Annotated in this window: 17 protein-coding genes; 9 read left to right on the forward strand and 8 right to left on the reverse strand. The window is 45.2% G+C overall.

What is annotated here, in order from left to right; genetic code table 11:
- Window positions 1–160 precede the first annotated feature (160 nt).
- Window positions 161–1264 carry a DUF6804 family protein gene (locus H9626_RS12405; protein WP_191710680.1) on the forward strand — a complete coding sequence of 368 codons (1104 nt, stop codon included), beginning with the start codon at window positions 161–163 and terminating at the stop codon, window positions 1262–1264.
- A 238-nt stretch (window positions 1265–1502) separates the two neighbouring features.
- Here the strand turns inward: H9626_RS12405 and H9626_RS12410 are convergent, their stop codons facing one another.
- Window positions 1503–5561 carry a hybrid sensor histidine kinase/response regulator transcription factor gene (locus H9626_RS12410; RefSeq protein ID WP_368735177.1) on the reverse strand — a complete coding sequence of 1353 codons (4059 nt, stop codon included), beginning with the start codon at window positions 5559–5561 and terminating at the stop codon, window positions 1503–1505.
- 324 nt (window positions 5562–5885) lie between these two features.
- Between H9626_RS12410 and H9626_RS12415 the strand changes: the two genes are divergently transcribed.
- From H9626_RS12415 to H9626_RS12450, 8 genes are all read left to right on the forward strand, one after another.
- Entirely contained in the window at window positions 5886–9101 is a 3216-nt protein-coding gene (locus H9626_RS12415; RefSeq protein ID WP_191710682.1) for a SusC/RagA family TonB-linked outer membrane protein, read from the forward strand.
- Between the two features lie 23 nt (window positions 9102–9124).
- Window positions 9125–11095, forward strand: coding sequence for a RagB/SusD family nutrient uptake outer membrane protein (locus H9626_RS12420; protein WP_191710683.1), 1971 nt, complete (start codon window positions 9125–9127; stop codon window positions 11093–11095).
- A 178-nt stretch (window positions 11096–11273) separates the two neighbouring features.
- Window positions 11274–12728, forward strand: a complete 1455-nt coding sequence (locus tag H9626_RS12425; protein WP_438616948.1) for a sulfatase family protein — start codon at window positions 11274–11276, stop codon at window positions 12726–12728.
- Window positions 12725–14137: an alpha-L-fucosidase gene (locus H9626_RS12430; RefSeq protein ID WP_438616946.1), complete on the forward strand. Its 1413-nt coding sequence runs from the start codon at window positions 12725–12727 to the stop codon at window positions 14135–14137. Before H9626_RS12425 ends, H9626_RS12430 begins: the two co-directional genes overlap by 4 nt.
- A gap of 13 nt (window positions 14138–14150) precedes the next feature.
- Window positions 14151–15692, forward strand: a complete 1542-nt coding sequence (locus H9626_RS12435) for a sulfatase (protein ID WP_191710685.1) — start codon at window positions 14151–14153, stop codon at window positions 15690–15692.
- A gap of 217 nt (window positions 15693–15909) precedes the next feature.
- Window positions 15910–17625 (forward strand): ArnT family glycosyltransferase, encoded by a 1716-nt coding sequence (locus H9626_RS12440; protein WP_191710686.1) that lies wholly within the window; start codon window positions 15910–15912, stop codon window positions 17623–17625.
- A gap of 3 nt (window positions 17626–17628) precedes the next feature.
- On the forward strand, window positions 17629–18003 hold the full coding sequence (locus H9626_RS12445) for a GtrA family protein (RefSeq protein WP_178257527.1): 375 nt from the start codon (window positions 17629–17631) through the stop codon (window positions 18001–18003).
- Window positions 18004–18009: 6 nt separating this feature from the next.
- Window positions 18010–18969 (forward strand): glycosyltransferase family 2 protein, encoded by a 960-nt coding sequence (locus tag H9626_RS12450; RefSeq protein ID WP_178257528.1) that lies wholly within the window; start codon window positions 18010–18012, stop codon window positions 18967–18969.
- 91 nt (window positions 18970–19060) lie between these two features.
- Here the strand turns inward: H9626_RS12450 and tyrS are convergent, their stop codons facing one another.
- The 7 genes from tyrS to H9626_RS12485 all read right to left on the reverse strand — a co-directional run bounded on the left by tyrS (window position 19061) and on the right by H9626_RS12485 (window position 23954).
- Entirely contained in the window at window positions 19061–20353 is a 1293-nt protein-coding gene (tyrS, locus tag H9626_RS12455; protein WP_191710687.1) for a tyrosine--tRNA ligase, read from the reverse strand.
- Window positions 20354–20423: 70 nt separating this feature from the next.
- Complete coding sequence (locus tag H9626_RS12460) at window positions 20424–21068, reverse strand: TatD family hydrolase (RefSeq protein ID WP_191710688.1); 645 nt, start codon at window positions 21066–21068, stop codon at window positions 20424–20426.
- Window positions 21069–21096: 28 nt separating this feature from the next.
- Window positions 21097–21318, reverse strand: a complete 222-nt coding sequence (gene yidD / locus H9626_RS12465; RefSeq protein ID WP_178257531.1) for a membrane protein insertion efficiency factor YidD — start codon at window positions 21316–21318, stop codon at window positions 21097–21099.
- Window positions 21315–21710 carry a ribonuclease P protein component gene (gene rnpA / locus H9626_RS12470; protein ID WP_191710689.1) on the reverse strand — a complete coding sequence of 132 codons (396 nt, stop codon included), beginning with the start codon at window positions 21708–21710 and terminating at the stop codon, window positions 21315–21317. Before rnpA ends, yidD begins: the two co-directional genes overlap by 4 nt.
- A gap of 93 nt (window positions 21711–21803) precedes the next feature.
- Window positions 21804–22550, reverse strand: a complete 747-nt coding sequence (locus tag H9626_RS12475) for a uroporphyrinogen-III synthase (protein WP_191710690.1) — start codon at window positions 22548–22550, stop codon at window positions 21804–21806.
- A gap of 4 nt (window positions 22551–22554) precedes the next feature.
- Entirely contained in the window at window positions 22555–23367 is an 813-nt protein-coding gene (locus tag H9626_RS12480) for a DUF4271 domain-containing protein (RefSeq protein WP_178257079.1), read from the reverse strand.
- Window positions 23364–23954: an LOG family protein gene (locus H9626_RS12485; protein WP_191710691.1), complete on the reverse strand. Its 591-nt coding sequence runs from the start codon at window positions 23952–23954 to the stop codon at window positions 23364–23366. Before H9626_RS12485 ends, H9626_RS12480 begins: the two co-directional genes overlap by 4 nt.
- Window positions 23955–23987: the final 33 nt, after the last annotated feature.

Raw genomic sequence — 23987 nt, forward strand, 5'->3', positions numbered from 1 at the left:
ACTTGGCTTTTTGGACGTAAAGTTAATGATGGAAGTTGGAGACGAAAATACGTGGTTTACCGAATGCTTACAATGATTTTGCCCACTTCAAAATAATTAATAAATTTGTACGTTGTCTTTCAATATTATAGCTCTTATTTTAATTGTTTCAACGACAAAAATGAATACCTTTAAACTAATTACAGCCATCGCTTTACTACTATGTTTAGCGCCAATGCCCTACGGATATTATATTTTAGTCCGCTACATTGCAACTATTCTATTCGGAATAATGGCATACCAATACTATCGGGAGAAGAAAGAAGCACTGATGATAGTATTCGGTGCTTTGGCAATATTGTTTCAACCAATAGTCAAAATTCCATTGGGACGGGGAATGTGGAACGTGGTAGATGTCGCCATGGCTGTGATTCTTATTATTTCACTTCTGAAAAATAAGAAGACTCCAGAGGAACCCAAAATACAAGAACCTGAAAATAAATTTGATAAATATAGCGATGCAAAAGCAAACAACCCTCGCTTGGCTGATATAGGAAGCAATTTTATAACTTCCATATCAAGATTGCCTTCCATAAAAGAGTTAGCCAATCTGAATATTTTATTGGAATACTTACCCGGATTATCTCTGGATGAACAGTATGTATTGGATGATTATAATCCGTCAAGACCTCGTAGCATTGGGAAAAACTTAAGTCTTTATGCCCGCTTAAAGACTGTGGAGAAGCCTCGTGATATAGATTTCCCAGAAATTTATGATCGGATACATCGTGAGATAGAGATAAGATCGAATTCAAAAGCCAAAGCAGATGAAATGCTTGGCGAAAGAAAACCGTTACCCGAAAGAGAAGACCCTTTCAAGCACATCACTTTGCCTTTTACAGAAGAAGCTATATGGCGAGCCTATTTATTAAAGCAAACCGACCACCTGATAGGAATGTATTGGCACGGTTTATATAATAAAAGAATTTTTATAAACAAAGCTGAAGATATAGACAGCATAAGCCCAATCCACTGCGACTATGAACTGAAGAATCTGGATATAATCAAAGCCGAAGCGAAAAAATGTTGGTCGGATAACATGTGCCCCTTAGTTGTATTAGATGGAGATAAAGCATACGTCAGCCATTATTGGTTCGACCATTGGCACGGGCTGAAGCAAGTGCAATGCTTAGTCAGCTATGACCATACATCGCACACGATTACAGATTTCCAAATAAAAGAATGTGAGCCAATCATACGCTATCACGGCGGAGTATACTATTAAAATCAGGACGTTCCCAAGCACGCCAAACGCTACCCATAGAACGAGTGAGTCTTCCGAATAGAATTACCTGATTCTACCGCAAGAGTTGGTCAACACTAACGGTAGCGTTTTTCGGCATACATCGGTGGTTAAATTTCTTTGCTCCACAGCCTTGCCGCCGCGCTGGGTATGCACCAAGTATTCATGCAGAAAGGCGACATGCGTCTGACTGATTGGGGCGCATTCTAACTGAATATCCTTATCTGTTATACTCCACCCGCGTTTGAACTCCGCATTGCTGTTCAGGTGCGGGTGTTTTATTCTCAGCATATTTGGAAGGAGATACCCCGAACATGTCCATGAAATGCTTGCGGAACGTAGGTAAGTCATTGAAGCCTACCCGTTCGGCAACTTCCGTGACCGACAGGCTGGTTTCCATCAATAGGAAAGCGGCTTGCGTCATACGTATGTGGCGAATCAGCTCTACGGCAGAAAGGTCGGTGTGCTGTTTCAGCTTGCGGTAAAGCGTAGCCTGACTCATGTGTAACTCTCCGGCCAGTACTTTGACGTTGAATTCGGGATTGTTTGCGTTGCTCTCGATACACGACAGCACTTTTTGCATGAACTCACTTTCTGTTCTTTCGGGTTGCTCTGCTGATACGGTAGAAGTATGTAACAATGTGCGGGTATAGATTTGTTTAAGACGGCATCGCATATCAAGCAAATGAGCCACTTTAGCCAACAATATTTCCGGATTAAATGGTTTACGCACATAGTCATCAGCTCCGCGGTAAGAAGCCTCCACGCTGTCCTTGTCTTCCGCTTTAGCCGTAAGCAGCAGAATGGGAATATGGGCTGTTTCTTTCCGTTTGCGCAATGCAGCACAGCAGGTAAAGCCGTCCATAACGGGCATCATCACATCCGACAGAACCAGATCTGGCACTTGTTTTACTGCCATTTTCAGTCCTTCTTCTCCATTCTCCGCTTCAAGTATCCGGTAATGTTTCTTCATCAGGTCTCGCAGATAATTGCGCATATCCGTATTATCTTCTATAATGAGTACTGTTTGACGGGCGGCGGTATGTCCTTCTTCCGTTGTCTGTGGTATCTTTTCCGCTTTTTGCAGCAACATCAGGTTTGGAATACTTTCTCTGACCGTCTCCTCATCGTTTGTCTCGGAGGTTTCATCCCATGTACAGTCGTCTTCTTCAAAATGAGATTTCCCTTCGGGGAGATACACAAAAAACGAAGTACCTTGTTCCGGTTTACTCTCCACGTTTATCCGTCCGTGATGCATTTCTACGATATGTTTTACGATTTTTAGACCTATTCCCATGCGAGTGGACATTGACGGGTCTGTATCGCCGGTCACAAAAGGTTCAAAGATATGCTGCAACAGCCCGGCATCTATTCCTTTTCCGGTATCAGTCACTGAAATACAGCAGAAGAATTTCTGATCGAATTCTTTCCTTTCTACTGAAAGGCTTATTTTCCCTCCTTCAGGCGTATATTTGAAGGCATTGGAAATCAGGTTTTGAATGACTAACGACAGTTTCTCCCGGTCGGCCCATATCGTGACATGCTCCGAACCGTGCATCCATCCATACATTATATGATGTTCGGCAGCTAACGAGTGAAAGCCTTCGGATACGTCTTTCATTAAGGACAGAACGTCTATCTTAGATAAACGTAACTTTACCATGCCTGCTTCTGCTTTTTGAATGTACAGCAGGCGGTCGGTCAGAGTATGTAATCCTTCGGCATACTTGAACATAATGGATAAACGTCCATAGAACGGATGTATGGGCGAGATTCTGGAAAGTATCTCACGCAGCGGAGACAAGATAAGGGTAAGCGGTGTGCGCAACTCATGGGCAGCCATCGTAAAGAAGGCTTCACGCTCTTTGCGAAGTTCCATCTCCTTATTTCGTTCCATATTGACTGTAAATAACTCATGCTCCAGACGTAATTCATACTGTATCCGCTTTTGTTTTAGTCGTAGGCGGTGTACATATATTAATATGATACTGACCAGCCCTGTCGCAATGAGCAGACGGAACCAAAGAGTTTCGCTCCAGTGGGGAGCAATTATCACTGTCAGTGCACTGACATCACCTTCACTCTGATCTTGAAAAATAGTTTTTACTTGAAAAGTATAGCTACCGGCTGGCAGGCGGTCGTATGAGATTTTTTCTCCTTCATTGGCCATAATCCATTCCTTCTGATATGGGTACAAACGGAAAAGGTATTTTTGGAGTTTGGACAGATACAGCAAGTTGGTAAACGATAGTGAGAAATTGCGATTTTCATGCGTCAGATGCAATTTAGAGGTATAAAGCAACGACTGAGGCAATACCACTTGCCCATTAACATTTTGTCCGATTTGTACAGGGCTATGGTTCACTTCCAAGTCTGTGAAAATCACCCTTCCCTTTTCTTTTGGGTAATTAAAACGCAGGTCAGAAGGACGGAAATAAGTCAGCGTACTGTGATTTCCCCAAAAGAGAAAATCCTTTCCGAAAAATACGGAGCGGTTACTCCCTGAAATATAATAATTGTAAAACGATTGCAAATGGCGGCTCAGGCGGGAAATTCCGGAATTGGAACCCACCCAAAGAGAATGGTCACTGTCTTCAACCAATGCAGTTACGAAATTGCTGCATAAACCTTGAGTGGTAGTGTAACAGGTCAGGATGCTGTCTCCTTCCGGGGAATAGGATGCCAAACCATTTCCTGCATATCCCACCCACAATTTTTTGTCTTTTCCCCATAACAAGGCACGGACTTCAATCTCAGTGTCCGGCATACCAGCTTTTGCTTCATATCCGGCATGTGTCTGTAATACCTTGTTGCCACTCAGCCAAAGGCGCAACAATCCTCTGCCGGTTCCTAACCATAAGGTTTGATCATCTCCTGCAACTAATGTACGTACCTGTATATGATCTGGAATTTGTGGATTATTCCAGCTGATGTGCCTTGAAGTTCCTTGTCGAAAATCTACCCAATACAGTCCATTGCTGGTACCTGCCCAGCATTGATCATCCGTAACCATAAGCAAATTCCATATCACAGGAGAAGGCTGTTTGGGTATATCAATTCGCATATCATCCCACTGTTGATTCTTTCCGTAACGGAATATCCTTCCGTCTTTAGTACCAAACCAAAGACTTCCATTCTTATTTAAGGAGCTACAAATGGCAGTTTTCAGTTGGGGAATATGGGGACCAAACGATTCAAACGACAACGGATGTGTCACATCAAAAGGTTGTGTGCTACGTAAGACACCTTTATGAAAAGTAGCTAGCCAGATGTAACCATCACTATCCATTTGGATGCCACAAATCTCATTTGAACGTTTTTGAGCATATTGATGATAAAACGACTGGCGCAAGTCAGAAAATAATACTCCTCCTCCTTCTGTGCCAATCCACAGTAGTCCTTCTTTATCGTAGTAACCCGAAATCATACGGGTTTCGAAATATTGTTTCCCATTATGAAGGAAGGAGTGGAAGTCTCGCAACTCGATTTCCCGTTCTGAAGTAAGACTCAATAGCGTATATCCATTCCAAGTTACAGCCAAGTATTGGGCATTACCTATCGGGAGCAAACGAAATACATCGTTATGAGATAATTGGTTTTCCGTCTTTTCTGAAATATATTGCCAATGGTGTAATTTCCCGTTTGTCAAGTCATAACCATACAATCCGTCGCCTACAGTAGAAATCCAAATAAACGAATTGTCGTTCAGCAAAGAAGATACCCACCAGCTGGACGGTAATTGCCCGTCGCAGACCTTCTGCAATTTCCTTTGTCCGGGTGTAAAACGATAGACTGTTCCCTTCTTGCTTGCACAATATAGCATTTTGCCATCTTCTCCCGTGCACAACACTGTGAACGAATCGTTTTGCAAATTTTTCGCCACATGACGTACAGAAACAAATGCAGTATCCTTTGCAAGGGGAAATGGAAACGTTATCTTTGACAGCTCATTGGAAAATACTCCCCAGCAACTACCATTGGGAGCTGCTATAAAGTCAGAGAACATAATAGGTTGCTTGCTCACAGAATCGCATACGGGAAGGAAGCGTTCGTATTTCTTGTTGAACAGAAACAAATTCTGTTCTGAGCGGATAAGCAAGTAATCTCTATTCAGCGATACCACTTTGTCAATTCTTCGGTAAGAGCTCTCTGATATCCGGAATATTTTAAAAGTACGTCCGTCGTAACGGTTCAGTCCGCCTCCCGTTCCAAACCACATGAATCCTTCGGTATCTTTTGCTACGGAATGGATGTCATTGTCAGATAATCCGTCATTCACATTCAAAACCTGAAAATCTTTTTCAGAAAGCACTTGTGCTTTTATGGGAAAAAAGCGAAGAAATACAAAGAAAAATACAATAAGTTTAGAGTCTATGTTTTTCATACTTGAATCAAGATGTCTATTTTGTCGCAAAGGAACAAAAAAAATATCTAAAAAGTCGGAATACTAGTGAAAAAACGGTTTTTATTCGCAAACTGAGAAGAATACCGACTGTTAATGCAATGTTTACCCACTGCCTCCGAGAAGTTTATTTCGGAGATTTGTGACAAAACAAATACTTCTTTATTATCAATTAAACTAATACTTAAAATCATGAGTCGTATGAAAACACAATTCATTTCTCTGCTCATAGCTTTGCTGGCAGGGCTTTTGCCGCTGTATGCGCAACAAATGAGCATCTCCGGAATTGTTACAGACAAAAAACTGAATGAACCCATCATTGGGGCTTCAGTGGTAATTAAAGGAACCAGTAATGGTTGTATCACTGATTTGGATGGAAACTTCCAGCTTAGCAATGTAGCTGTTGGAAGTACATTAGTAGTATCCTATATTGGCTATCAAACTCAGGAAGTATCTGTACAAAAAGGAAAGACTTCCTATCCGGTGGTTTTATCGGAAGATACTCAGGCACTCGATGAAGTAGTTGTAGTAGGTTTCGGTACGCAGAAAAAAGTAAATCTGACCGGTGCCGTGGCGTCAGTAGACAACAAAAAGTTGGAGTCTCGTCCTGTAACTTCTGTAGGTCAGGCTTTGCAGGGAGTAGTTCCGGGACTGAATGTCAGTACTCCTGATGCCGGAGGTAAACTGGATGCCAATCCTTCTTTTAATATCCGTGGTACAGGGAATTTAGGGACAGGTTCCAGTGCTTCTCCCCTCGTGTTGATTGACGGTGTGGCAGGTGATTTGAACTCATTGAATCCGCAGGATATAGATAACATTTCGGTCTTGATGGATGCAGCTTCTGCTGCGATCTATGGTTCTCGTGCTCCGTTCGGTGTTATTTTAGTTACTACCAAAAAAGGTAAACAGGGTAAGACGAGTATTTCATATTCTAACAATCTGCGTTGGTCTCGTCCGACCAATATCCCCGACATGCTAGACGCTTATACATTTGCGCAGTATTTCAACCGTGCTATTGACAATACCGGTTCTGGTGAAGCGCATTTTTTCTCGGATATTACCATGGAACGTATCCAGCAGTATATGCGCGGTGAGATTACCACTACTGCAGACCCATCTCTTTCACAAAACGGAAACTGTTTTGCCTTTAATCAGAACTCTAATGACAATCAAAACTGGCCTCGTAACTTCATTGACAAGACCGCTTTCGGACAAGAACATAACATCAGTTTGTCTGGTGGTAATGAGAAAATACAATACTATGTATCAGGTGCATTCTTGAGTCAGGACGGACAAATGAACTACGCAAACGATAACAAGAAACGTTACAATGCTAGCGCCCGTATCAGTACTGAAATTACCAAGTGGATGCGCTTGGAATTCAACAGCCGTTTCATTCGTGAAGACATTGGTATGCCGACTTTCTTGAAGCTGTATGGCGATCGTTTCTTCTCAGAAACAACCAAACTTCATCCTAATATGCCGCTTTACGATAACAATGGTCACTATACCCGTAACCCGAAATTGATGCAACTGACTTCCGGTGGGCGTTCCAATACGCAAGATGATACTTACTTCACACAAGGTAGTCTGATTCTTACTCCGATGAAGGGATTGACCATTCACGGTGACTTGGCTTTGCGCACAGGTAGCTTCGAACATTTATACAATGTAGCCAGAGTATATCTTTATGACAAAGACAACAATCCCATTCCTGAGCAGTGGCTTGGCGGAGATGCTGACTTGGCAGCCGGAAAAACATGGGCTTATAGCGAACAACAGCGTGAAACAATGATTACTTCTTCACTCTATGCTGATTATAGCTTCAATTTCCTTGAAAAACATAATTTTAAAGTAATGCTCGGTATAAATAGTGAAAGTTTCCGCTACAATAATGTTTGGGCTAAGCGTTCGGATGTAATGAACGACAATAATCCCGATGTTAATACTTCTACCGGAACACAAAGCAACGGTGCTTATCGTGGAGAATGGTCTTCTTTAGGTTATTTCGGACGTTTGAACTACGACTTTGACGGACGTTATCTGTTTGAATTCAATATTCGTCGTGATGGTTCTTCTCGTTTTCGCGCAGACAATCGTTGGGCTACTTTCCCGTCTGTATCTGTAGGCTGGAATATTGCACGTGAATCTTTTTGGGAACCTTTAAGCAAATGGGTTAATACTTTGAAACCCCGCTTCTCTTATGGTAGTCTCGGTAACCAGAATACTAATTCCTACTATCCTACTTATGCTATTCAGAATGTAACTGTAGGTAGCCCTGATGCAGGTGGACGCTGGCTGCTTGATATGGCCAATAAATCAAATATTGCAAGCACTCCGGGATTAGTAAGTTCTTTGCTGACATGGGAACGTGTGTACAGTTATAACTATGGTGTAGACTTTGGTGCTTTCAATAATCGTTTAAGCGGTTACTTCAACTTCTTTATCCGTGATACGAAAGACATGGTAGGGCCGGCACAGGAAATTTCTCCAATAGTAGGTGCAGATGCTCCTAAACGGAACAATACATCTTTGCGTACCAAAGGATGGGAACTTCAATTGAACTGGCAGGATCGCATTGGTGAATTTAATTACAATGTAGCGTTCAATCTTTCAGATTCACGTACCAAAATTACGGAATATCCGAATGCCAGCAAATCACTCTCCACTTATTACACCGGACAGTATTTGGGAGAAATGTGGGGATATGAATCTATTGGCATGGCCAAGACAGACGAAGAAATGGCTAAGCATTTGGAGGAAGTAGACCAAAACACCATTCCTAATATTACCCTTGCCGCTTCCGGATGGAAGGCCGGTGACATGATGTATGCCGATTTGGATGGTGATGGAAAAATTACAAACGGAGAAAATACAGTGGACAATCCGGGAGACCTTAAAGTAATCGGTAACAGTACTCCACGTTTCCGTTTCGGTTTGAATATTGGTGCTGAATGGAAAGGTTTTGATCTGAGTATTTTTTTCCAAGGCGTAGCTAAGCGTGATTATTTATTAAGTGGCATGATATTTTGGGGAATAAACGGTGATGCATGGTCTTCTACTGGTTACAAGGAACATTGGGATTTCTTCCGTCCAGAAGGTGACCCGTTGGGAGCAAATACCAATGCATATTATCCGCGTCCTCTTTGGAAATCTAACCAGAATCGCCAAAGTCAGTCTCAGTTCGTACAGAATGCAGCCTATATCCGTTTGAAGAATTTGCAAATCGGTTATACCCTGCCTAAAGCATGGACAAATAAAGTTGGATTGGAACGTGTCAGAGTATTCTTCTCTGGTGACAACTTGTGGACGGGTACTTCCATTAATAAAAATTTCGATCCGGAGGCATTATATCAGAACGGTATGACTTACCCGTTGAGTCGTACACTCTCTTGTGGCGTAAATGTAACCTTATAAAACCAATAAAAGCATCTATGATTATGAAACTAAAATATATATTTTTATTTTCGGCTACTTTGCTGATGGGAGCTTCCTGCTCTGACTTTTTGGATAAAGCACCTATTTCAGATAATGTAGATGGTAACTTCTTTACTGCAGAAAACCAGTTAGAACCTTATTGTAACAATATGTACGGCTTATTGCCCGATCATGGTACAGGTACAGGTACTTTCGGATACTTTACTACTGATAATAATAGTGACAATATGACGACAGTCAATCAGGTAGATAATTTTCTTCCCCAGCGTGTTCAAGTACCTTCTAGTGGTAGTTATGGTGGTTTTGCCAACATTCGTAACTGTAACCTTTTTTTAGAACGTACTGAAGAGAATATAAAAAACGGTACATTGACTTCAAGTGACAACGTGATGCATTATATAGGTGAGATGTACTTCTTCCGTGCCTATGCTTACTTCAATTTGCTGAAGGCATACGGTGATCTTCCCATTTTAACTGAAGTGCTGAACGATGGTGACTATGCAGCCAATGTGGAAGCCAACAAACGCAAACCGCGTAACGAGGTAGCTCGCTTTATCTTAAGCGATTTGGATAATGCCATTGAGCGGTTATACCCCAAGACAGAAGGATTTACGGCACATCGTTTGAACCGTGAATGTGCTTTATTGTTCAAATCACGGGTGGCTTTATATGAAGCTACATGGGAAAAATATCATGCAGGTACAGCACGTGTTCCGGGTGGACCGGGATGGCCGGGTGATGCTGCTTCTTTTCATACCGATATGAATAAAGAAATAGAATTCTTCTTAGACGAAGCCATCAAATCCGCCAAAGAAGTAGGGCTTGCTTCTTCATTAGTGCAGGATTATGCCAGCTTGTATAATCAAACCGATCTTTCGGGAGAACGTAACGAAGTTTTGTTATGGCGTATGTATAGCGAAGATGCCAAAGTACAGAATCAGGTAGTAGGAGCCACTCACGGATATGGTGCCATTGACGTGACGACAGGGACTGGAGATGATGCCCGAATAGACACTTACATTTTCGTACATGGTGACAATACCGGGTTTACCCGGTCGTTGGTAGACAGTTATCTGATGGACAACGGTCTGCCCATTTATGCAGCTGGCAATTATTATCAGGGTGACAAGAGCTTAGAGAGTACCATGAAAAACCGTGACCCACGTCTGGTAAGTTCTGTTGCAAAACCGGGTGACAAACTCATCACCTCCAATGGGAAAGACATTATGTATCAGTATCCCGGATTGATTGCTGCCAGTGGTATCCGCGTAACCAGTACAGGTTATATTCCGCGTAAAGGCTGGATGGACAACGACGTGACCTATAACAGCGCCTATCCTTTGGCTCTGCCTATTTTCCGTGCTGCTGAGGCGTATCTGAACTATATCGAAGCCTATTATCTGAGATATAATACGCTGGAAGATGAAACGCTAAATAAGTTTTGGACAGAACTGCGTACCCGTGCTGGCGTAGATGCAGATTATAAAAAGACCATTGAAGCTACCGATTTGACTAAAGAAATCGACTTGGCACGTTATTCAGGTACCGAGTTGGTAGACAAGACACTCTACAACATTCGTCGCGAGCGTCGCAGTGAGTTTATTGCCGAAGGTATGCGTAAGGACGATTTGTATCGTTGGCGTGCATTAGACATGATGCAGAACTATTGGATGGAAGGAATGAACTACTGGGAAGAATTCCATACCAAGTTTGAAGATGCTTGTACAGCTTGTAAACTTGACTATACAGCTCCCAATGAAGCATCCGTCAGTAAATATCTGCGGCCGCAAGGTAAAAACGAACTGGTAAAGAAGTATAACGGATATTGTTTTGAACAAGCTAACTATCTTTCTCCTTTGTCATACGATGTATTCCGTATGTCTACTCCTGAAGAAGGTGGAGACGTTTCTACTTCTGTAGTTTATCAGAATCCGGGATGGCCTGTGAAAGCTGGTAGCTTTGCTAACCAATAATAATAGAACTCTTTTTAATCTATTATAAATGAGGCGTGCCAAAGATGGGGGAATACTTAATCGGAAAATTTAAGCAGGTTCTAAGTATTTTTCCTATCTTTGGTACGTCTCTTTTTTTACATTAGAAACTGAAATCATAAATTAAATAGAAATTTGGTTCTTCCTTAATATGAAGCTGATACAATTCGTTTATACCTCTGCTTTGGGTGTTGTATTTCCGCTTTCGGTATGTTCCCAACCGGAATCCAAGCCTTTGCGTCCCAATCTGGTTTTTATTATGGCCGATCAGTTCAGGGGCGATGCCATGGGATGTATGGGAAAGGAACCTGTGCAAACACCGAACCTTGACCGTCTGGCTTCCGAAGGTATTCTTTTCACTGATGCCGTAAGCAGCTATCCGGTATCTTCGCCTGCGCGAGCCATGCTGATGACGGGGATGTATCCGACTGCCAACGGAGTGACGGGTAACTGCAACTCACAGCACACCCCTTACGGTGTGGAGCTTTCGGAAGATGCTGTCTGTTGGAGTGATGTACTGAAGAAAGAAGGTTATCGCACCGCTTACATCGGTAAATGGCATCTCGATGCCCCTCATCGGCCGTATGTGGATACTTATAACAATCGGGGAGAGATAGCTTGGAACGAATGGTGTCCGCCCGAACGCCGGCATGGTTTCGACAAATGGATTGCTTACGGTACTTACGACAATCATCTGAGACCTATGTATTGGGATACGGAGGCCGGACGAGAGGAGTTTTACTATGTTAACCAGTGGGGACCGGCTTACGAGGCCGATCGCGCCATCGAATTTATCCGTTCTGAAGGCACACTTCCTGACCGTCCCTTTGCTTTGGTGGTATCCATGAATCCCCCGCATACGGGTTATGAGTTAGTGCCCGAATCGTATAAGCGGTTGTATGATTCGATTGATGTGGAGGCATTGGCCCGACAGTTGCCTTACATTCCGGAAAAGGGCACGCCCAAAGGCGATTATTTCCGTGAAAACATCCGCAATTACTACGCTTGTATCACCGGGGTGGATGAACACGTAGGACGTATTATCCAAGCTTTGAAAGATTGCGGTATATATGACAATACCATTATCATTTTTACTTCCGACCACGGTGTATGTATGGGCGGACACGGAGTGGAAGGCAAGGACGTATTTTACGAGGAATCTATGCGTATTCCTATGATTTGTTGCTGGAAGAACAAGCTGCATCCGCAGAAAAGCAATCTGCCTGTGGCGTTTGCCGATCTGTATCCAACCCTGCTTTCGTTGATGGGAATGGAGGCACAGATACCGGCCTGCGTGCAGACACGAAACTGGAAACGACTGCTGCTGGATGAAGAAATTCAGACGCCTGAAGATGCTTTCCAACCTTATTACTACTGCATACCTTCGGATTCCACTTCCGGAAGACGCGGTATTCGAACCTCCCGCTACACGTATGTGACGGAGGTGGAAGAAGGTCGGCCCGTGCGTGTATGGTTGTATGACCGACTTCGTGACCCGAACCAGTTACATAACATTGCGGAAAGCCAACCGGCTCTTTGTGATTCGCTGAAACGAACTCTTTCCTCATGGCTCGAACAGACCCATGACTCATTTGCAAAATACTTGAAACAATGAATATGAAAAAGACATTATTGACTCTGCTGACATTGTTCGCCTTCTGTGCGACAACTATCGTTGCCCGAAATACCGACCATGAGGGGCCCTGTCCGGCTCCCCATCAGCTTAAATGGCATGAAGCCGAACTGGGGGTGGTATTCCATTATGACCTGCACGTGTTCGACGGACTGGTGTATGGACAAGGCAACAACCGTATCAACCCGATTGAAGATTATAACATTTTCCATCCCGACCGGCTCGACACCGACCAGTGGATAAAATCGGCCAAGGCTGCCGGAGCCAAGTTTGCTATTCTCACGGCTACCCACGAAACCGGATTCGGGCTGTGGCAGAGTGACGTAAATCCCTACTGTATGAAAGCATTGAAATGGCGCGACGGAAAGGGAGACATCGTGCGTGACTTTGTGAACTCCTGCCGCAAGTACGGCTTACAGCCGGGCATTTACATCGGTATCCGCTGGAACTCTCTGTTAGGTATCCATAACTTCAAGGCAGAAGGTGAAGGTGAGTTTGCCCGTAACCGTCAGGAGTGGTACAAACACTTGTGTGAAAAGATGGTGACAGAACTCTGTACCCACTACGGAGACCTTTTCATGATTTGGTTTGACGGCGGTGCCGACGATCCGAAGGGGATGGGCCCCGATGTGGAACCCATCGTCAACAAATACCAGCCTGAATGTCTGTTCTATCATAATGTAAACCGCGCCGACCTCCGCTGGGGTGGTTCGGAAAGCGGTACCGTGGGTTATCCCTGCTGGTCGAGCTTTCCTTATCCGTACAGCCACAGTAATGCTACCGATGGAGTGGCCGACCATAACAAGTTGTTGGCACACGGTGACCCTGACGGTAAGTTTTGGGTGCCTGCTATGGCCGACGCGCCCCTGCGCGGATACAACGGGCGGCACGAATGGTTTTGGGAACCGGGTGATGATGACAAGGCCGTTTATCCGCTGGAAAACCTGATGGAGATGTACGAAAAGTCAGTAGGTCGCAACGCTACGCTGATGATAGGTCTTACTCCTAACCCCGACGGACTGATTCCGGATGGAGACGTGCGCCGCCTGCAGGAATGGGGAGCTGAAATATCCCGCCGCTTTGGTCAGCCGCTGGCGCAGACTTCGGCCACGGGCAAAAAGAAAGTGTCGCTTTCAGTCAGCAAGGCACAGCCAGTGAATTACTATCAGATTCAGGAAGACATTACCGGCGGAGAACGTATCCGTGCTTACCGGGTAGAAGCTCTGGTGAATGGCAAGTGGACCACCGTGGCAAAAGGTACTTCCGTAGGGCACAAGCGTATTGAATCTTTTCCTGCCGTAGAATCCAAATCCTTTCGTCTGGTGGTGGAACAGTGTACGGCGGAACCTCTCATCCGAAATTTCAGTATTTATCATGTAAACTCTAAATAGAAACACAGATACCATGAATAAAAAATTATTGGCACTTCTTGGAATAGCTCCCGTGCTTTCTCCATTACATGCCCTGACCGGTGAATGCCCCGATTCGCGTCCGAACATCATTTTCTTTTTGGTGGACGATATGGGATGGCAGGACACTTCGCTTCCTTTCTGGACGGAGAAGACAATGTATAATGAACGTTACGAAACACCTAACATGGAGCGTCTGGCCCGTCAGGGAATGATGTTTACGCAGGCTTACGCTTCGAGCATCAGTTCTCCCACCCGCTGCAGCTTGATGACGGGAGCTAATGCTGCCCGTCACCGCGTGACTAACTGGACTTTGCAGAAAGACAAGACCACCGATGCCTCAAGCGATGTGCTGCAACTGCCTGACTGGAATTACAACGGTATTGCTCAAGTAGAAGGTACGAACCATACTTTTGTAGCCAAGTCGTTTGTGCAATATCTGAAAGACAGCGGCTATCATACGATTCATTGCGGAAAGGCGCATTGGGGAGCTATCGACACTCCGGGAGAAAACCCCTGCCACTTCGGTTTTGAAACGAACATTGCCGGACATGCGGCAGGCGGACTGGCAACTTACCTGAGCGAACAGAGTTACGGACACGATGAGAAAGGCAATCCCACCTCGTTAATGTCGGTGCCGGGACTGGAGAAATACTGGAAAACGGGTACTTTCATCACCGAAGCACTGACAAAAGAAGCCTTGAAAGCTCTTGACAAGGCCAAGAAATATAATCAGCCGTTCTATCTCTATATGTCTCACTATGCCATCCACATCCCGATTGACAAGGACATGCGCTTTTATGACAAATACAAGAAAAAAGGCATGTCGGATAAGGAAGCTGCCTATGCTTCCCTCATCGAAGGCATGGACAAGAGTCTGGGCGACATCATGGATTGGCTGGAAAAGAACGGGGAGGCTGACAATACCATCATCCTGTTCTGCGGTGACAACGGAGGATATGCCACCGGCAGAGAATGGAGGGACGAGCCGCTCTATACGCAGAATGCACCTCTTACCTGCGGGAAAGGTTCGGCTTACGAAGGCGGTATCCGCGAACCGATGATTGTGAGCTGGCCGGGCGTGACACAACCCAACACCCGCTGCGACAAATATGTTATCGTGGAAGACTATTTTCCCAGTATTCTCGAAATGGCGGGTATTACCGACTGGAAGGCACCGCAGACCGTGGACGGCGTGAGCTTTGTTCCTTTGCTTAAGCAGACCGGCGATCCGTCGGAGGGCAGAAGCCTTTATTGGAACTGTCCAAACTTGTGGGGAGAACGAGGACCGGGCATCGGAGCCACCTGCACCGTGCGTCAGGGAAAATGGAAACTGATTTATTTCTATGAAACGGGTAAGAAAGAATTGTATGATATTCCAGCCGACATTAGCGAGAAGCATAATCTTGCCGATCGTTATCCGGAAGTGGTGAAATCTCTTTCAGCCAATCTCGGCGAGTTTCTCCGCAGTTCGGGTGCACAGCGTCCTTCATTCAAAAAAAACGGAAAGCCCTGTCCTTGGCCGGACGAAATATGACCTTGTAGAAAACGTGCTTGCGCTTGGTTTTATGCGTAAGTACATTTCCAAACACACCAAAAACGCTACCCATAGAGTGGCTGAGTCTTTCGAATAGAATTACCTGATTCTACCGCAAGAGTTGGTCAACACTAACGGTAGCGTTTTTCGGTATAAAAGAAAACATTGATATTCGCCGGAAAACTTTTATCTTTGCGTCTGACAAAACGCAATAATCATGGGTAAGCAAAGTGACAAATATGTGTGGATATTGGCGGGTGTCTGTATCCTTTCGTTATTTCTTTTTCTTGGCGAATCGCTGTTCAATACGCGGGGCGAACCGCGGGAGGCGATAGTTGCCTACTCGATGCTGGACAAGGGGAACTGGATTCTTCCGGTGAACAACGGGGTGGATATGGCGTATAAACCGCCTTTGTTCCACTGGTGCATCGCGCTGATTTCTTCCATCGTGGGTGGCGTTACGGAGTACACGTCGCGTATGCCTTCGGCACTGTCGCTGATGGTAATGGTTATGGCGGGCTATGCTTTCTATGCCAAACGGCGGGGGAAGGAGCTTGCCTTCGTCATGGGACTGATTACGTTGACCAACTTCGAGGTTCACCGCGCAGGGACGAACTGTCGGGTGGATATGTTGTTGTCCGCACTCATGGTGTTGGCACTTTATCAGCTCTATAAATGGGGAGAAAAGCGTTTGCAGGGTGTTCCGTGGATAGGTATTCTCTGCCTGAGCGGGGCGTTCCTCACCAAAGGTCCGGTAGGAGCCGTGTTGCCTTGCTTGGTGGTAGCGGTCTTTTTATGGATTCGCGGCATGAAGTTTTGGCGAATCTTCTATTCTTTCTTCGGGGTATTCATTGCCTCGTGTGTGCTTCCGTTCGTATGGTACTGGGCGGCTTACCAGCAAGGAGGCGATAAATTCTTACAGTTGGTTTTGGAAGAAAACGTACTGCGTTTCCTCGGCAAGATGACGTACGAATCGCACGAAAATCCGGCGTATTACAACGTAATTACGGTAGTGGCGGGATATGTTCCTTATACCCTGTTGGTGCTGATATCTTTATTTGCACTGAAATATAAGAAGATACAGGGGAAGCCCCGCGAATGGTGGACGCGCTTCCGCACGTATATCCGACAGATGGACGACGCCCGGCTGTTTTCGCTGCTCAGCATCGTCCTCATCTTTGTGTTCTACTGCATCCCCAAGAGCAAACGCAGCGTGTACCTGCTGCCCATTTATCCGTTCATCGCTTACTTCTTGGCAGAATACATCCTTTACCTGCTGCGCGTGCGCCCGGTGGTGATAAAGGTTTTCGGCAGCATCATGGCTTCGCTGGCAATCATCCTGTTGGCGGTATTTTTCTCGCTCCGTATGGGATGGATACCTGAAACCATTTTTTCAGGACGACATGCGGCAGAGAACGTTGCTTTCATGCGGGCGCTGGGAACGGTTCCTTTGGGATTTGTTTCCTACACCCTGATAGGAATCATGCTCATCGCCATCAAGTCTTTCTTCTCGACGATACGGAACACGAAATTCGACAATACAAGGCATTACGACGTTATAGTTCTGATATTCTCCATCTTCCTGCTGCTCGACGGACTGCTTACTCCTACCGTGCTGAATGTAAAGTCCGACAAGCCGGTGGCGGAACAGATTGCATCGTTCGTACCAGAGGGTACTCTTTATGTTTACATGCCCAACCAAGTAAAAGGCAACCCGATGCGCCCGTTTACGGTGAACTTTTATTTAGGCGACCGCATCGTACCCTTTGAAGATTTCATGCCGGAGGAAGGTTACCTGATAATCGGAGAAGAGAACATCGGAACGTTTACCGAAAATTATGGAGGCTATCAGATAAAAGAGGTTTATAACAGCCATCACCGCAGTTGCGACGACCGCAAAACCATCTGTCTGTATCAGTTCAGAAAGGAATAAGCCATGAGAAACAAACAGTGGATAGGCGAAGCGGTGCGTTTCGGCATTGTGGGCGTGGGGGCGACTGCCCTGCATTACGGCATTTATTACCTCTTACAGCAGGTTATCAACGTAAACGTGGCTTATACGGTGGGTTATGCGGTTTCGTTTGTCGCCAATTTTTACGCCACGTCTTACTTTACGTTCGGCACGTCTCCTTCGTGGAAAAAACTGTTCGGTATGGGAGCTGCCCACGGTGTGAATTACCTGCTTCATATTCTGCTGCTGAATGTTTTTCTTTGGATGGGCATCCCGAAGGTGTGGGCGCCGTTTCCGGTGTTCGCCGTGGTCATCCCGGTAAACTTTCTGCTTGTGAGATTTGTATTTAAACGTAAATAAGATACTATGAAACTGATAATTGTTGTTCCCTGCTATAACGAGGAGGCTGTGTTGGCGGAAACCACTTCGCAGCTGTCGCATGTCATTGCGACGCTGAAAGAGCAACACAGCATCGACAGCGGCATCATCCTTTATGTCGACGACGGGAGCCGCGACCGTACGTGGGAACTTATCGAACGTTTCTCTGCCGAGCACGACTGCGTGGCGGGGCTGAAGCTGGCGCACAACGTGGGACACCAGCAGGCGCTTTGGGCAGGGTTGGAATGGGCTTCGGCTCATGCCGATGCTGCCGTGTCGATTGATGCTGACCTGCAAGACGATGTAAACGCCATTTATCCGATGGTAGACTATTATAACAAGGGCATCGACATTGTTTACGGCGTTCGCAAGGAGCGGAAAACAGATACTTTCTTTAAGAAGAACACGGCATTGGCTTTCTATCGGCTGATGCACGGACTGGGCGGTGAGATTGTTTATAACCATGCCGATTTCCGGTTAATGAGCCGCCGCACGCTTCAGGCGCTTGTTTCCTTTCCGGAGCGTAACCTGTTTTTGCGCGGCATGGTTTCATCGTTGGGATATCCTTCCGCTATGGTGTATTACAACCGTAAGGAGCGGTTTGCCGGCGAATCGAAATACCCGCTGAAGAAGATGATAAGTTTTGCACTCGACGGCATTACATCTTTTTCCGTTCGTCCGCTGCGTTACATTACTTATTTGGGTTTGTTTTTCATATTGGTAGCGATATTCGCCATCGTTTACGGGCTCTGTTCTTATGCCGGAGGAACCACCATACCCGGGTGGACTTCTTTATTGGTCTCTCTCTGGTTTATCGGGGGAGCCATCCTGCTGGCTTGCGGGATAATCGGCGAATACGTGGGTAAGATTTACAAGGAGGTAAAACGCCGTCCGCGTTACTTTGTCGAGCGGGTTACCCCATCGCTTCACTCAGATCTCCCGGCGTAAGGAAAGGCGTGTTCCCTTATTCGGCTGCAATAAAAAAGGCTCGTGTCTCATCAAAAACACGAGCCTTTCTGTATCGTACGCCGTCAAGCGATTATTTCGCTATCAGCAAATAATAGTTTTTCTTTCCGCGCTGAACCAGCAGGTATTTGCCGTCCAACAAATCGGCTGCGGTAATCACTTGGTCGGGAGCAGACAGTTTCTCTTTGTTCAAAGAAACGCCTCCGCCCTGAACCAGTTTGCGCATTTCTCCTTTCGAGGGGAACACGGCAGCCTTTTCGGTAAACAAGTCGATGGCTTTCACGCCGTTTTCGATTTCAGCTTTTGATACTTCGAACTGCGGAACGCCTTCGAATACTGACAGCAGCGTGTCTTCGTCCAGTTTCTTCAACGCTTCTGAAGTAGCATTTCCGAACAGAATACCTGATGCTTCTACGGCTGCATTGTAATCTGCTTCAGAGTGAACCATGATGGTTACTTCCTTAGCCAGACGTTTTTGCAGCGGACGCAAGTGGGGAGCTTCCTTTTGTTCGGCTACCAATGCCTCGATTTCTTCTTTGCTCAGCATGGTAAAGATTTTGATATATCGTTCAGCGTCTTCATCGCTTACGTTCAGCCAGAACTGATAGAACTTATACGGTGATGTATAACGAGGGTCTAACCAGATGTTTCCCGACTCGGTTTTACCGAATTTGCCTCCGTCGGCTTTGGTTATCAGCGGACAGGTCAGCGCGTAGACTTCGCCTCCGTTGGTGCGGCGAATCAGTTCGGCTCCCGTGGTGATGTTACCCCACTGGTCAGAACCACCCATCTGGAGCTTACAGTTTTTAGTTTCGTATAAGTGGAGGAAATCGTAACCCTGCAAAAGCTGATAAGTAAATTCGGTGAATGAAAGACCATCGCGTGCTTCACCGTTCAATCGCTTCTGAACAGAGTCTTTTGCCATCATATAGTTTACGGTGATATGTTTTCCCACCGTACGGGCAAAATCAAGGAAAGTGAAGTCCTTCATCCAATCGTAGTTATTAACCAACTCTGCCTTGTTGGGAGCATCCGATTCAAAATCGAGGAATTTGCTCAACTGTTTTTTGATACATTCTTGGTTGTGGCGCAGGGTTTCTTCGTCCAGCAGGTTACGTTCTGCCGATTTTCCCGACGGGTCACCAATCATACCGGTTGCGCCGCCTACCAAAGCCAACGGCTTATGTCCGCAACGCTGAAAATGTTTCAATATCATCACGCTTACCAAGTGGCCGATATGAAGTGAATCGGCAGTAGGGTCAATACCTACGTAAGCGGTTACCATCTCTTTTTCCAGTAATTCTTCCGTGCCCGGCATCATGGTGTGAACCATTCCGCGCCATCTTAATTCTTCTACAAAGTTCATCGAATGAATTTCTTAGTTTAACAATAAAGGTAGGGGCAAAAGTACGACACTTTATCTGAATAACCAATTTTTAACGGCTAAAAAAGAGGCGATTAATATTTTCGCCGACCAAAGCCGTCAGTTTGTTTGTGTCTATGCCGCGTACTGCCGCCGCCCGGCGGTAAAGCTCGCAGATGTCGACAAGACTGTCATCGGTTTCGAGCAGCAAACGTTCTGTGGCAACCGTTTTCATCGCTTCCGACTGGTATTTTTCTCCGAAAGAGAGGTAGAAGCCTTGCGACTGGAGGCTCAGGGCAAGTTCTTTTTTACCTCGGAATCCATGAATAATCCACGGTTGTTTCGGGCGGTACTCTTTCTTCAGTGCAATAACTTCGTTAAACGACTTGACACAGTGGATAAAAAGAGGAAAGCCGTGTATCTCCGCACGTTCGATAACGCCACGGAATGCTTTGAGCTGGAGGGAGAAAGGTGTATCGCACAACTTGTCTAATCCAGCTTCACCCAATGCCACGGTACGCGGGTCAAGCATCATCTCGTCAAGCCATTGAAACTGCAACATACAATCGTCTTCGGAAAGAAACCACGGATGAATCCCCACGCTAAGAAAACGAGCCGTGGAGATATCTGCATGTCCTTTGTCATCCATGCGGCAGGAAAGAAAGGATAGCCCGGCAGACGAAGCCAAACGATGGGTATGAACATCGAAACATTCCATACGGTTCTGTTTATTGGTTAATAACAGGTCAGGGGACTGGGTCGTAACCCGATCCTCCCCACGGATGGCAACGTAAAAGACGACGGATGGCAAGGTATAATCCTTTTATCGGACCGTGCTTTTTTATTGCTTCAACAGCGTATTGTGAACATGTTGGAGTAAAACGGCAAGAAGGAGGAGTGAACGGTGAGATACAATTCCGGTAAAAGTAGATAGGGAGTAAGAGCAGAAATGTGAATACTTTTCTCATGGCAAGCGTTCGGTAATCAGTTGAAGCAGCTTTCGTACTTTCAAGTCTACCTCTTCGGAGGCATGAAGTTCGTTGTCTAACCAGATAAAAGCTATTGCCAGCTTTGTACCGGTATTTGCCAATGGTTCGGTCAATATCTGTTTGTTTTTCCGGAATGCTTCACGTATCTGGCGCTTCACCCGGTTTCGCTTTACCGCCCGTTTGAAACGCTTCTTAGGTACACTGATAAGTAATGAAACAGGAGGAAGATGATTTCCCTCCACAGGAATATACACCACACGCAAAGGAAAAGCCGGAAACGATTTGCTTCCGCCTGCAAAAAGTTTTTCTATTAAGATACGGCTGTTCAGACGTTCCTTTTTGGGTAAGGTATGTGTGTGGGGAGATTCCATAAAAGTATATTAGGCACGGATAACACATTCGTTACGGTAGAATTATGATTCATGTCCGTAAAAAGCGTGTTATCTGTGCCTATTTTGCTATCTTTACTTATTACGTTCGCGGATAAACATATCCAAAGCTGCTGTCATCGACGGAGCTACGGTAGTGGGAGCTTCCAAATCAAGACGAAGTCCTGCTTCTTTTACAGCTTTTGCCGTAGTAGGACCAAAACAGCCTATGGCTATTTCTTTTTGTTCAAACTGTGGGAAGTTTTTCATTAGCGACTGAATGCCGGCAGGACTGAAGAATACCAGCATGTCGTAATCGAACTTCTCTTCGGGAGTGAAGTCATTACTTACAGTGCGATACATGACTGCCTCCGTATGCTGGATTTTGTTTTTATCCAACAAGTCCTTCACTTCGTCGTTATGAACGTCGGACATCGGAATAAGATATTTCTCTGTATTATGCTTTACTATCAGCGGTAACAGATCGATAAATTTTCCGGTTGCTCCGAAGAACACTTTACGTTTGCGGTATTGCACGTATTTTTGGATATACAACGCAATAGTCTCAGACGTACAGAAATACTTCATCGTTTCTGGAACGGTGATACGCAATTCGGCACAAAGACTAAAGAAATGATCAATAGCATGGCGCGAAGTAAACACAACGGCTGTATGATCTAAAATAGAAATCTTCTGTTGTCTGAATTCTTTAGCAGACAAACTTTCTACTTTTATGAACGGGCGAAAATCTATCTTCACTCCGTACTTCTCAGCAATGTCGAAATAAGGTGACTTTTCCGACGATGGCTTTGGCTGAGAAATAAGTACTTTCTTTATTTTCAATGTACTAAAATTTTAAAATCAATACCTTGTTCATATAAACTATCCCTTTCCACAAAAGTAAATCGGGAACCATTTCGAGGGTGCAAAAGTACAGAATTAAATGTAAAATGCCATGAAAATGATTAAAAAAGTTCCTAATACATTTATAAAATAACAATATTTTAATAAGAAGTAGCGTTATAAGGATTAAAAGACGTGATGGAGAGCCCGACAGATTGAAAAAGACAATGAGCAAAACTGTGGGGAAAAGTAGGAATCCGGTGACGATTATTACATCGAAATAGGCTTCCGTCCAAGCTGTGGTTCGCTCTTTGTCAAAAAAAATCCGGTTCGTAAATGTATATGTCCCCCATTTGTAAAGAACAAGCAAGACAGACGAGAGGATGTAAAATCCGAGAAGCAGATGCGGAGATACGTATTCTGTCAATAGAGGAATGTCGTCTAAAAAATAATCGAACAGGCATACGCCGCTTAAAACGCATGTAACGCCTGTCAGAATCAATACGAATAATGGGGTCGATTCGGTTGCAACGTCATCGAACAGATTGGAACGCTTTTTATTCGAGAAAAAAGTCTTTATGCGCTGGTGCAGGTACTTTTGCCGGCGGTTTATTGAGTAATACAGAAAGAAGAAGCAAAGGAACATCAGGCAGGTTACTGTCCAATCGTTATTCAGGCGGTAGGGCAATAACTCTCCCTCCATGCCCGAAAGCTGTACTTCCTGCATGTGTCTTACGAGCGCACTGTCCAGTCGTTCTTGTTGTTGCGCTTGCAGTTCCTCTATCAGTTTAAATCCTGCCCGGCAAACATCGTTCATACGGCTGCAAATTTACGAATTTCTTTGTTCCAAACAGGAGTTACGTATAATAAATCGACGGCTTCTTCGGGAGTTGAGGCTACCTGCCAGATGTTTTCGTGTTCGCGGCGCATGAAATTTTGTCCGATAGCCTGTTTCAGCAGGGTGAGCAGAGGGTCATAAAATCCGTCGGTATTCAGTATGATGATGGGATTCAGGTAAAGTCCCAGCTGTTTCCAAGTGATGATTTCCAGCAGTTCTTCCATTGTTCCGCATCCGCCGGGGAGTGCGATCACGCCGTCTGAGAGTTCGGCCATCAGTTGTTTGCGCTCGTGCATGGTTTCTGTTTCGATGAGCCGTGTCAGCCCGTGGTGATGCCATCCTTGCTCCACCATGAAGTGGGGGATGACCCCTGTTACGGTTCCTCCGCAGGCAAGTGTGGCGTCGCTTATGCGGCCCATCAGTCCCTGACGCCCGGCCCCGTTAATCAGATTGATGCCCTGTTCGGCTAAGAGTTGCCCCAAACGTTCGGCGGCATCGAAATAAACAGAAGGAATTTTCGTGCTGGATGCACAATACACGCATACGTCTTTTATTACATTATTCATAGATTATCAAAATACGAGAAGAATAAATTTGTT

Origin of the sequence: Phocaeicola faecium (assembly GCF_014837055.1) — a bacterium.
GTDB lineage: Bacteria > Bacteroidota > Bacteroidia > Bacteroidales > Bacteroidaceae > Phocaeicola > Phocaeicola gallinarum.

Bases quoted from the DNA above. Each gene is read 5' to 3' on its own strand.
- H9626_RS12405 (WP_191710680.1), top strand. From the start codon at position 161: ATGAATACCTTTAAACTAATTACAGCCATCGCTTTACTACTATGTTTA.
- H9626_RS12415 (WP_191710682.1), top strand. From the start codon at position 5,886: ATGAAAACACAATTCATTTCTCTGCTCATAGCTTTGCTGGCAGGGCTT.
- H9626_RS12420 (WP_191710683.1), top strand. From the start codon at position 9,125: ATGAAACTAAAATATATATTTTTATTTTCGGCTACTTTGCTGATGGGA.
- H9626_RS12430 (WP_438616946.1), top strand. From the start codon at position 12,725: ATGAATATGAAAAAGACATTATTGACTCTGCTGACATTGTTCGCCTTC.
- H9626_RS12435 (WP_191710685.1), top strand. From the start codon at position 14,151: ATGAATAAAAAATTATTGGCACTTCTTGGAATAGCTCCCGTGCTTTCT.
- H9626_RS12440 (WP_191710686.1), top strand. From the start codon at position 15,910: ATGGGTAAGCAAAGTGACAAATATGTGTGGATATTGGCGGGTGTCTGT.
- H9626_RS12445 (WP_178257527.1), top strand. From the start codon at position 17,629: ATGAGAAACAAACAGTGGATAGGCGAAGCGGTGCGTTTCGGCATTGTG.
- H9626_RS12450 (WP_178257528.1), top strand. From the start codon at position 18,010: ATGAAACTGATAATTGTTGTTCCCTGCTATAACGAGGAGGCTGTGTTG.
- tyrS (WP_191710687.1), bottom strand. From the start codon at position 20,353: ATGAACTTTGTAGAAGAATTAAGATGGCGCGGAATGGTTCACACCATG.
- H9626_RS12460 (WP_191710688.1), bottom strand. From the start codon at position 21,068: ATGGAATGTTTCGATGTTCATACCCATCGTTTGGCTTCGTCTGCCGGG.
- yidD (WP_178257531.1), bottom strand. From the start codon at position 21,318: ATGAGAAAAGTATTCACATTTCTGCTCTTACTCCCTATCTACTTTTAC.
- rnpA (WP_191710689.1), bottom strand. From the start codon at position 21,710: ATGGAATCTCCCCACACACATACCTTACCCAAAAAGGAACGTCTGAAC.
- H9626_RS12480 (WP_178257079.1), bottom strand. From the start codon at position 23,367: ATGAACGATGTTTGCCGGGCAGGATTTAAACTGATAGAGGAACTGCAA.
- H9626_RS12485 (WP_191710691.1), bottom strand. From the start codon at position 23,954: ATGAATAATGTAATAAAAGACGTATGCGTGTATTGTGCATCCAGCACG.